The sequence below is a fragment of the Granulicatella sp. zg-ZJ genome, from assembly GCF_010892355.1.
Classification (GTDB): domain Bacteria; phylum Bacillota; class Bacilli; order Lactobacillales; family Aerococcaceae; genus WM01.
Genome location: NZ_WNJY01000038.1, coordinates 1 through 11,391, shown reverse-complemented (window position 1 = coordinate 11,391; position 11,391 = coordinate 1). Strand labels below are relative to the sequence as shown.

Here is an 11,391-nt window from a genome sequence, read left to right as displayed (position 1 = left end):
CATGAGAAATACCTCCTTGTTTAATTGTGGTGATTTAATCATACAGGTATTTCTCTTTTTTTGTCCACTTTTATATACAAAATCGTGTTGGTGGATTATTCCCACCAACACGATTTATTATAGAGCCAATATATCTTCAGGTAGAATTTTTGAAAATGCAATTTCCCATTTTGGTGTAAACGGTTCTGGAAGTTTTGAATTAGAAGTTGTTCCTTCTTTCTCTTTTAACGCCAAAAAACAAATTGTTCTTTTAGATTTAAACTAATGATATAAAACCCGTTGAAGTTTTAATTACTTCAACGGGTTTTCTTATCTTAGACCTGATATTATAAAAAACGAATCCCCTTAAAACTTAGTAAACAAGTTTTAAGGGGAATATTATTCATTATTTAACAGCATCTTTTAATGCTTTACCAGCTTTAAATCCTGGTACTTTGCTTGCTTTAATTTCGATTTCTTCACCTGTTTGTGGGTTACGTCCTTTACGAGCAGCACGTTCACGAACTTCAAAGTTACCAAAGCCGATGATTTGTACTTTTTGACCAGCAGCTAAAATTTCTTGGATTGATTCGAATAATGCATCAACTGTAATAGCTACATCTTTTTTTGTAAAACCAGTTTCATTTGCAACGCGTTCTACTAATTCTGCTTTATTTGCCATGTTTTCACCTCCGTATATGATTTCTAACGAAATCAACTAGATACATTTTGAATACAAATTATTCAAAATACTCTTTAAAAAGAATAACACACCGCTATGATTTATGCAAATATTTTTATAATTTTTTACATATATTTTTGTAAAAATATGGCGTTTTATGTACGTTCTCGTGTAATTAAACGAATAGGTGTTCCTTCAAACTCAAATGTTTGTCTTAATTGATTTTCTAAGAAACGTTCGTAAGAAAAATGCATCAATTCTTTGTCATTTACAAAAACAACAAAAGTTGGTGGTTTTACTGCTACTTGTGTTAAATAATAAATTTTTAATCGTTTACCTTTATCTGTTGGTGTTGGATTTGTTGCCACTGCATCTAATAAAACATCATTCAATAATGATGAAGAAATGCGTAATGATTGATTTTCATTAACGTGTTTTATCAATGCTGGTAAAGTATGCAAACGTTGTTTGGTTTTTGCAGACACAAATACAATAGGTGCATAAGACAAGTATAAAAAATGTCCTCTGATTTCTTCTTCAAATTTTTTCATTGTATGATTATCTTTTTCAATGGCATCCCACTTGTTCACAACAATAATGACACCTTTTCCTGCTTCATGGGCATAACCGGCAACCTTTTTATCTTGTTCTTGAATACCTTCTTCTGCATTTAAAACCATTAGCACGACATCAGAACGATCAATGGCACGCATCGCACGTAAAACACTATATTTTTCTGTTGTTTCATAGATTTTACCACGTTTTCGTATACCGGCTGTATCAATCATTTGGAATATATCGCCATCTTCATCTGTAAACTCTGTATCAATCGCATCTCTTGTTGTTCCAGCGACATTCGATACAATTACTCGTTCTTCTCCTAAAATAGCATTTACTAATGATGATTTACCAACATTTGGTCGTCCAATAAAACTAAAACGAATTTTGTTCTCTTCGTCCTTATCTGTATCGTCAACTGGGACTTTTTTAAAGACTTCCTCTAATAAATCTCCCAATCCTAATCCATGACTTCCAGAAATTGGAAATGGATCGCCTAATCCTAGACTATAAAATTCATATACTTCATTTCTTTGTTCTGGATTATCTGCTTTATTAACCGCCAAAATAATCGGTTTATGAGAGCGATGTAAAATACGTGCAACATATTCATCTGCTTCAGTCACACCTTCACGTACACTCGTTAAACAAATAATCACATCTGCTTCATCAATCGCAATTTCTGCTTGATGTTTAATTTGTGACATAAATGGCTCTTCACTCAATTCAATACCACCCGTATCAATGACATTAAATGGCTTATCTAGCCATGTTCCTCTTGCATAAATTCTATCTCTTGTCACACCAGAAATATCTTCAACAATTGAAATTCTTTCTCCCACTAAGCGATTAAAAATGGTTGACTTCCCAACATTTGGTCTACCTACTATCGCAATCGTCGGTATTTTCATTCTCTCACCTCTTTTGTTTTTCTTTGTTATTATAATGGTATATTTTCACTCATTCAAACAAAAAGATGAGAGATGTTCTCCCATCTTTTCGCTCATATTATTCGTTTTCTAAAGACGCTAATTGTTCTCCTAATACATCACCTAATGTTACTGTTGTGTTATCTGCAGTCACATCATATGGTACTTCTTCTTCAACAACTTCTTCTAGGACTTCTTTTTCTTTTACTGGTTTTTCAATTAAATCTTTAATGTTTAAAGAAATACGTTTTTCATCTTCTTGAATTTCTCTAATTTTCACATCGATTTCTTGGCCAACTTGTAACACTTCATGTGGTACAGCAATATGTTCATGTGAAATTTGTGAGATATGAACTAATCCTTCAATACCAGGAAGTAACTCTACAAACGCACCGAAGTCAACTAAGCGTTTCACAATTCCTTTTACAACATCGCCTTGTTTAAATGTTTCTAAAGCAATATCCCATGGACTAGGTACTGTTTCTTTAATAGATAATGAAACACGTCCTTCTTCAGTAATATCTAAAATTTTTACTTTTACTGTTTCACCGACTGTTAATGCATCAGATGGTTTTCTAATATGACCGTGTGCTATTTCAGAAATATGTACTAAACCATCTACGCCACCCAAATCAATAAACGCACCAAATTTGGCTAAACGAGATACTGTCCCTTCTACAACACTTCCAACTTCTAATGTTTCTAAAGCTTTAGCCCTTTTTTCTGCTTTTTCTGCTAAAACAACCTCTTTACGAGATAAAATCAATTTATTCTCGCTTGGTTCACATTCAACAATTTTAAATGTTAATGTTTGCCCTTTAAATTGAGATAAGTCTTTCATAAAGAATTCAGACACTAAAGAAGCTGGTACGAAGCCACGAACACCTAAATCTACCGTTAAACCACCTTTTACAGTGTTTTTCACAGTCCCTTCAACTAATTCATTATTTTCAAATTTTTCTTGAATTTCTGACCAAATTTTTCTAGCATCAACACGACGTTTTGATAGTAAATAGCTACCGTTTTCTTTATCTTTAATTGTTGAAATAACAACTAAATCTAATACGTCTCCAACTTTTACAACTTCTTCCAATCTATCAATTGGTTCAGTTGATAATTCTTTCGCAGGAATAACACCTTCAACCCCTGCACCTAAAATACCAACAATCACTTGCTTGTTGTCTTGAAGTGTCAACACTTCACCTTGTACTAAATCGCCAACCTTAACATCTAAAACATTATTTAATGCTTCTTCCATGGCATTTAAAAATTCTGACATGAATATAAACCTCCTATAATCGAGCACTGCTCAAACGTTCTTAAAAAAGAACAATATTTACGAACATTATACCACTTTTTATTAAGACAGTCTATATTTTAAAAGGTTTTTCTTGAATTTAAGGGGTAATATACGTTTATGGGGGACTCAATTTAGTATCATTTCAATATATTCAGAAATTTGTTGAATAACTTCATCAATCGTTAATGATGTCGTATCAATCTCAATCGCATCCTCTGCTTTTTTCAATGGACCAATGACTCTTGATTCATCAAGTTTATCTCTTTTTTCAATTTGTTGACATAATTCCCCCAAAGAAGAATGGATACCGCGTTGCTTATTTTCTTCATGACGACGACGTGCACGCTCTTCTACACTAGCAACCATAAAAATTTTCAACTCTGCTTCAGGCATAACAACAGTTCCAATATCTCTACCGTCCATAACAATGCCGCCTTGTGCAATATACGATTTTTGTCTAGCAACCAAATCCGTACGTACACCTTCATAAGAAGCAACTAAAGACACATTTTCCGCCACATTTGGCTGACGGATAGCCGATGTAACGTCTTTTCCATTTAATAAAACAATTTGTTGATTATCTATATTTTTACTAAAACGGATATCTTGTTGCTGACAATGTGCCGATACCGCTTGTTCATCTTGCATATCAATATCATTAGACAATACAGATAAAGTAATACAGCGATACATTGCTCCTGTATCTAAATAAATATAATTAAATTTTTCTGCAATTTTTTTAGCTACCGTACTCTTTCCAGAAGATGCTGGACCGTCAATAGCCACACATATTTTTTTTGACATGTTCATTCTCCATAAAAATGCGATAGTTACTAAGTAACTATCGCTTTATCGTTAGTTTTCGTAAACAGATAATTTTTGTCCAATACTCAATCTATCAGATGATAAACCGTTTAAAGACATGATTTCATCAACTGTCATACCAAATCTTCTTGCCAAGCTATACAATGTATCGCCTGATTTTACAGAATATGTCGTTGTACTTCTATTTCCTCTATTATTTGCTTTAGTTGTTTCTTTACGTTCTGTTGCAGTTGTTGTAGTCGTTGTTGTTTTATTATCAGCTGTTGTGGTCGTTGTTGCCGATTCATCAGATTTTTTAGTTGTTTCTGTCGTTGTTGTTTGAATTGTTAATTTAGATACACGTGTTGGAGATGTCGTCACTTCTCCAGCAGGTTTCCCAATACCTAATGTTTTTAAACCAATCCAACCAAGAACAACAACAATTAAAATAGCTAAAACAACAAAAATAATTTTTGTGTATAAAGAAGCTTCTGGGTCAGCATGATTTTTTGCACTTCGTGTTGTAGGTCTTTCTTTTTTCTCAAAGCGATGTGACCAAGGTTCATCTACTCTAGTTGCTGTATCATCTTCTAATTGTTCTAACGTTTCTTGTTCTACTGTTTCTAACGGTTCAAATTCTTCATTATGTTCCACTGTCTATTCCTCCAAATTATATACATATCTTTATTTTTATAGTATGATAAATCCATGATAAAGTAAAGGAGTTTACCTTATGTTTTACGATGTTTGTCAAGAAGACTGTATCGCATGCGGCTTATGCCAACTAAAAGCACCAAAACTTTTTTATTATGATGACGAAGGAATTGCGCATAGTCTGTACGATAGACAGACTCACATACCCGAATCACTCATGTTTTCGTTTAAAGACGCTTATATCAACTGTCCTACTGGTGCTATTAAACGTTTTGATAAATAATATACTACATCATAAATCGTTTACTGTTTTTTACCAGTATACTATTCACGATTGATAAAGCAATTCCTTTAATCAAATTAAAAGGAAGTACTGCTGTTAATACTAACATCAATGTATTACCCAATTCCATGTGAAATACAGTTTCATATAAAGGGATAAACACCACATAATTTAACGCTGATAAACATATCGCTAATGTCAATGTACTACATATACTTGGCAATAAAATATGTTTATTTTTTTTGTAAAGAATATAGAATATTCCTACATATATGATTGTCGCACAAATACTGGCAACAGCACCAATCATATCTGAGCCTGTTAATAACAATAATAAGCCCTTTCCAATAGCTACTGTTAATAATCCAGAATACCCATACAATAATCCCGCAATAAAGACAACAGTATCACTAAAATCTAGTTTCAAAAATGTTGCATACGGTATAATAGGTATCTCAATTTTTGATAAAATAATTGTCACAGCAATCAAAACTGCCAACGTTGTTAATTTTCTTACTTTCATTGTAATCCTCCTAGAAGGATCCATCTTCATAAAAATAATATTTTTCTTCTCCCATCCAGACTTTAACTGTCGGTACTAGAATTTCACTAGTTCTGCTTGCGCTCGCGGACTTTACCGCCGGTTAGGAATTACACCTTACCCCGAAGATAGATCTTTTTTATTTCTTATTTTGTTGTGCCTCTATATCTCATTTTGTATGGTAAAACAATCGCATTATCTTCTACGGTTTCTTTACTCATAATTTTTGTTAATAGACGCATAGATACAGCACCAATATCATATAATGGTGGCATAATTGTACTTAATTCAGGACGTACAATTCGTACCAATTTAGAATTATTACTTGTAATAATTTCTAATTCTTCTGGTACTTTAATACCTCTTGCTAAAGCAGCATTTAAAATACCTACCGCAATTTCATCATCCCCAACGATAGCAGCAGTTGCACCACTTGCTTGTAAATGAGAAATGATTTTTTCACCCTCTTTGTAAGAGTATTCTGATTCCACAACTAATGTATCATCGTAAGGTAATCCCTTTTCTTCTAAAGCTTGTTTATACCCTCTTAGACGATACACACCATTAATTGGTTCAATATGTGGACCACTCACAAATGCCACACGTTTATTTCCATTATCAATCAATTTCAACACAGCTTCTTTAACTGCTTCAACTGTATCAATATTAACACTACTAATTTGATTTAGTGGATCTACTGAACCGGCAATCACAACAGGGGTTTTTGAACGCATAATTTCTGAACGTAAATCATCATTTAAATCATAGCCCATGTAAATAATACCATCAACTTGTTTCGCTAATAACGCATTTAATACTTGCATTTCTTTTACATGACTTTGATCTGAGTTAGCTAAAATAATATTATATTTATACATTGCAGCAATATCATCAATTCCTCTTGCTAAAGCAGAAAAATATAAATTTGTTATGTCTGGAATAATAACCCCTACTGTTGTCGTACGTTTACTTGCTAAACCTCGAGCAACAGCATTTGGTCTATAATCTAATCTGTCAATAACTTCCAATACTTTTTTTCTAGTTGCTGCTTTCACATTTGGATTACCATTGACAACACGAGAGACCGTAGCCATTGAAACATCTGCTTCTCTTGCTACATCATAAATTGTTACTGTTTCTTTATCCATAGTTATCCCTGCCTTTCGTTATTTACTTTTATAGTATAGCATTCGCTTCTTTTTTGTGCAAGCGTTTCATAGCTGTTAAATCAACTTTTTTCTGAAAATAATTATCATTTTCATTTTTTATCTTCTCTAATTATTTAATAAACAAAATGGTCAATACTATTCACATACTCTAAATGAAATTGTCCATTTTCATAAATAATTTTGCTTACACTCGCATTCAGTAGCGGACTTGAATAGGTATAGTCTGGAATAATACCTTGCATCATCACATTCAATGCAAAACCATGGCTAACAACTAAAATAGTATCATTTGTTTCTTTATGTTTTTCTAATAAATCATACAGTCCCTTTTCAATTCTCAACCAAAATGTCATATAATCTTCCGCATCTTTTGTACTATCCATTTCGTGCAAAAAATTAAGTTGATTTTCTCTTGTTAAAACGTCAATATCGTATTCTTTTTTTGCATAATGACGTAATGACTGCCACACTTCTGGTGCATATAGTCCTTCAAAACTACCAAAAAATACTTCTCTAAATTCTGATTTTTCAATAAAAGGCATAGGCTTAGACACCTTATTTTGAGCCATTATCAACTTTGCTGTATCCTTTGTTCGTTGCAAATCACTCGTATACACTGCATCAAATGATGTCATTGCTAATCCTTTTCCACTTGCTATACAATCTAAAATCCCTTTTTCTGTTAATGGAGCATTTGCCCACCCTTGCATTCGTTCATATTTGTTTAAATACGTTTCTGCATGACGCATAAAATAAAATGTTACTGACATCTACTACCTCACTTTCATCATTCGATCTGTTTCACGTTTTATATCTTTTTGTTTTAACGATTCACGCTTATCATAATTTTTCTTCCCTTTTGCTAATCCGATTAAACATTTGGCATAACCATCTTTTAAATAAACTTTTAATGGGACCAATGTATACCCAATTGTTTTGACATCTTTTTCCAATCGTTTAATTTGTTGCTTATGCAATAATAATTTTCTTGTTCGTAATGGCTCATGATTAAAAATATTCCCCTGTTCAAATGGACTAATATGCACATTATGTAAGAATACCTCTCCTTTTTGCACTCTTGCAAAACCATCTTTTAAATTGATACGTCCATTACGAATAGATTTTATTTCCGTTCCAGTTAGAACCATTCCTGCTTCTAATGTATCTTCAATATGATAATCATGCGTTGCTTTACGATTTGTTGCAACTACTTTTCCTTCACCTTTTGGCACACACTCACCTACTTACGTTTTTTCTTTACAAATTTTTTTGTTTGTTGCTTTCCTTTTTGTTTTTTAGCTCTTGTCATTCTTTTCGCTGTTTTTTTCTCTTTTTCCGATAAAACGACTTCAAAATCAATATCATGTGTATCCATATCAACTTTTGTTACTTTTACCGTTACTTGCTGTCCTATTTGGTACGTTTTACCCGTTCTTGTGCCAACCAACAACAAATGATTTTCAATAAATTCATAATGGTCATCACTCATTTTAGACACATGAATAAGTCCTTCAACCGTATTTTCCAATTCAACAAACATACCAAATCGTGTTACCGAACTAACAACGCCACCAAATTCCTGTCCTATTTTATCGAGCATATATTCTGCTTTTTTCAATGCATTCGTATCTCGCTCTGCTTCAACAGCTCTTCTTTCCATTAAAGAACTTTGATGTGCTATATCTTCTAATCGTTGCTCTAGCATATCATAATCACTTTTTAGCGGTTTTTCTTTTTCGTATTTTTTTATAAAACGATGCACAATTAAATCTGGATAACGTCTAATTGGAGAAGTAAAATGTGTATATTCATCTGTGGATAAACCAAAATGCCCTAATGGTGCTGCATCATATTTTGCTTGCTTCATACTACGTAATAATACCGTAGATACAACAGCTTCATAAGGTTCATCTTCAATATCCGATAATACTTTTTGCAACGCTTTAGCATCCACGGTTTCACTTGTACCTTTTATCGTTACACCAAAAGCAGATAAAAATTCCATGAATCGTTGCATTTTTTCCTCTGCTGGCTGCTCATGGACACGATAAATAAACGGATATTTTTTATCCATATAGTGCTTCGCAACCGTTTCATTTGCTACAAGCATAAACGATTCTATCATTCGCTCGGCTAATCCTCTCGTTCTAAGTACAATATCGGTTGGTGCTCCATTGTCATCAACATAAATTTTTGCTTCTTTCGTATCAAAGTCTATCGCACCTCTACGTCTACGTAAATGGTACAAGGCATAATGTACCTCACGCATTTGCTCTAACATCGGTAAAAAAGGAGCATATTCTTCTCTTGCTTTTTTGTTCCCTTCGACAATCGCTGCATTTACTGTATCATAAACCATTCGCTTTTTAGAACAAATGACACTAGGAAAAATCTCGTAATGATGCATGCGACCAGACATATCTATTTCCATCACGCAAGACATCGTTAAGCGGTCTTCATCAGGATGTAATGAACAAATACCATTTGATAAACGTTGTGGTAACATCGGCACCACTCTATCGGTCAAATACACACTCGTTCCTCTATCATAAGCTTCCAAATCAAGAGGACTATTTTCTGTAACATAGTGCGATACATCTGCAATATGCACGCCTAATTGAAAATGCCCATTTTCTAATATTTTTAAAGAAATAGCATCGTCTAAATCTTTTGCGTCTGCTCCATCAATCGTAATAATCGTTTCTTGTCTTAAATCTCTTCTTCCTTTTAAATCATCTTCACTCAATGTTAATGCAATACGCTCTGCTTGTTCTAACACATCCTCTGGAAATGTTGTAGGAATACCATGTTGATGCAAAATCGTTAAAATATCAACACCCGGAGCATCTTTAAATCCAATTTCTTTTACGATAACTCCCTCTAAACTTTTAGGATTGTCCAATGTTGGATATTGTGTAATGTCAACTACGCAAATTGTTCCATCAACCGCATCTAACCCTGTCGGTAAAATAAAACATGTCATATCTGATAAAGTTTTTTCAGTTGGTAAAACATATCCCGTATAGCCATATTTTTCTGCTAAGTGGTTTGAGTAACGTACATATTCTCCCACAACTCTTGTCAACTGACGTTGCTCAATAGAAAGAACTTTCCCCTCCATACCTTTTTTCTCCAACATATCGGCTTCTTTAATAATCTCAATAACAACCCTATCTCCAGAAAGTGCAGTCTGTTGGTATCCTTTTGGAATATAAATATCTTCCATCATCCCCTCAACACTCACAAACCCATAGCCTCTTTCATTTGCACGATAAACACCCGTTAATGTTTTATGCTTAAAAGGTAAACTCAATTTACCGCTATCTAAAAATATTAAATGACCTTTTCTCTCTAATTCAGATAATTGCTTTACCAATGCTTTAAAATCTAAAGCACTTGTTTGGTGCAATACTTCTGATATTTCTTTAACAGTCATTGCTTTTTCTTCTAAAAGAGATAAAATTTTTTCTTTCACCTATATCACCTCCCAATCTAATTTCTCAATAAAATCAATCACACTATTTTGAAATGCCACACGACTTTCACCAATGGTTATAACATGTTTTGCTTTTTCAAACCATACAAATTCAACAGGTGCAAAACTTATTTGACGAACCATATGTTCACTAATACGAGCATCAATCAATTCATCTGCTCCACTTTGAGCAATATACACCGGTACATCAATACGATTTAAATACTGTGCTATCTCTTCAGATAATATCTTAATTTGCTCCAACTGCACCGGTATTTTTTCAACTAAATCAGACAAATATTCCTCCTTATCGGAAATAACTGTTTCATCATAAAATTGATTTGCATAAACCATAAACTGTTCTTCGACTTTCGAGCTGTCATCCAACGGAACAGGAGAATTAAAAGACCCTCCTCCTATAATAAACGGATGACTTTGCGTTAACATATCTAAAGCCAGCATTCCTCCAAGAGATAATCCAAAAATAGCAATTTGTGCGCACCCTTTATCCAAAACAAATTGAACAGCTTTTTTCGTATCTTCTCTCCACATTTTAGGATTTTTGTTTAAAATAGCCCGCATATCTTTTGTACCATGTCCAGATAATAAAGGCATATAGACTGTATATCCTAATTTATGAAGTGCCGTGCCCAAAAGCCTTACATCATTTGGTGTACCCGTATAAGCATGTTGCAAAATAATCGCACGTTTTGAACCTTGTAAAAAAATACCATTTGTCATCACTGAAACCTCTATCTACTATCTTTCTTTTTACTATCTCATGAGGAGCTTTTATCCTATTCTATACATTATACTGTATCTTGTCATCTAATGCCAAAATACCGTTACATTTCCAAAAAAAGATATGTTGATATACCTCAACATATCTTTTCAGACTGTTGACAAAGTAAGAGTGTCAACAGTCTTTTTTCGTATCAGACGTTAAGTTGTACGGCTTACCACGATGTACACGATACATCGCTCGTTCTCTACCATGTGCGAGAACGAAGCCATTCG

At 33.5% G+C, this 11,391-nt stretch carries 12 protein-coding genes, 1 pseudogene and 1 riboswitch; of the genes and pseudogenes, 2 read left to right on the top strand and 11 right to left on the bottom strand.

The window, feature by feature from the left end:
• Positions 1-265, top strand: a pseudogene (locus GMA11_RS09220) (hypothetical protein); the annotation flags it as partial.
• Between the two features lie 120 nt (positions 266-385).
• Here the strand turns inward: GMA11_RS09220 and GMA11_RS08635 are convergent.
• From GMA11_RS08635 to GMA11_RS09540, 5 genes are all read right to left on the bottom strand, one after another.
• Positions 386-661, bottom strand: coding sequence for an HU family DNA-binding protein (locus tag GMA11_RS08635; RefSeq protein WP_163546752.1), 276 nt, complete (start codon positions 659-661; stop codon positions 386-388).
• Between the two features lie 155 nt (positions 662-816).
• Complete coding sequence (gene der / locus GMA11_RS08630; RefSeq protein ID WP_163546751.1) at positions 817-2,130, bottom strand: ribosome biogenesis GTPase Der; 1,314 nt, start codon at positions 2,128-2,130, stop codon at positions 817-819.
• A 97-nt stretch (positions 2,131-2,227) separates the two neighbouring features.
• Positions 2,228-3,427: a 30S ribosomal protein S1 gene (rpsA, locus tag GMA11_RS08625; RefSeq protein WP_163546750.1), complete on the bottom strand. Its 1,200-nt coding sequence runs from the start codon at positions 3,425-3,427 to the stop codon at positions 2,228-2,230.
• A 147-nt stretch (positions 3,428-3,574) separates the two neighbouring features.
• Complete coding sequence (gene cmk / locus GMA11_RS08620) at positions 3,575-4,252, bottom strand: (d)CMP kinase (protein WP_163546749.1); 678 nt, start codon at positions 4,250-4,252, stop codon at positions 3,575-3,577.
• A 51-nt stretch (positions 4,253-4,303) separates the two neighbouring features.
• The gene (locus GMA11_RS09540) at positions 4,304-4,906 is read right to left on the bottom strand and encodes a LysM peptidoglycan-binding domain-containing protein (protein ID WP_163546748.1); all 603 of its coding nucleotides are present in this window, start codon (positions 4,904-4,906) and stop codon (positions 4,304-4,306) included.
• A gap of 79 nt (positions 4,907-4,985) precedes the next feature.
• Between GMA11_RS09540 and GMA11_RS08610 the strand changes: the two genes are divergently transcribed.
• Positions 4,986-5,189, top strand: coding sequence for a ferredoxin (locus tag GMA11_RS08610; RefSeq protein WP_163546747.1), 204 nt, complete (start codon positions 4,986-4,988; stop codon positions 5,187-5,189).
• A 4-nt stretch (positions 5,190-5,193) separates the two neighbouring features.
• Here the strand turns inward: GMA11_RS08610 and GMA11_RS08605 are convergent, their stop codons facing one another.
• From GMA11_RS08605 to GMA11_RS08580, 6 genes are all read right to left on the bottom strand, one after another.
• Positions 5,194-5,712, bottom strand: a complete 519-nt coding sequence (locus GMA11_RS08605; protein WP_163546746.1) for an ECF transporter S component — start codon at positions 5,710-5,712, stop codon at positions 5,194-5,196.
• A gap of 39 nt (positions 5,713-5,751) precedes the next feature.
• Positions 5,752-5,864: riboswitch (FMN riboswitch) on the bottom strand.
• A gap of 12 nt (positions 5,865-5,876) precedes the next feature.
• Complete coding sequence (gene ccpA, locus GMA11_RS08600) at positions 5,877-6,878, bottom strand: catabolite control protein A (RefSeq protein ID WP_163546745.1); 1,002 nt, start codon at positions 6,876-6,878, stop codon at positions 5,877-5,879.
• Between the two features lie 134 nt (positions 6,879-7,012).
• Positions 7,013-7,669 (bottom strand): histidine phosphatase family protein, encoded by a 657-nt coding sequence (locus GMA11_RS08595; RefSeq protein WP_163546744.1) that lies wholly within the window; start codon positions 7,667-7,669, stop codon positions 7,013-7,015.
• A 3-nt stretch (positions 7,670-7,672) separates the two neighbouring features.
• The gene (smpB, locus tag GMA11_RS08590) at positions 7,673-8,131 is read right to left on the bottom strand and encodes an SsrA-binding protein SmpB (RefSeq protein ID WP_163546743.1); all 459 of its coding nucleotides are present in this window, start codon (positions 8,129-8,131) and stop codon (positions 7,673-7,675) included.
• An 8-nt stretch (positions 8,132-8,139) separates the two neighbouring features.
• The gene (gene rnr, locus GMA11_RS08585; protein WP_370516586.1) at positions 8,140-10,374 is read right to left on the bottom strand and encodes a ribonuclease R; all 2,235 of its coding nucleotides are present in this window, start codon (positions 10,372-10,374) and stop codon (positions 8,140-8,142) included.
• Entirely contained in the window at positions 10,375-11,115 is a 741-nt protein-coding gene (locus GMA11_RS08580) for a carboxylesterase (protein ID WP_163546742.1), read from the bottom strand.
• Between the last annotated feature and the right edge of the window lie 276 nt (positions 11,116-11,391).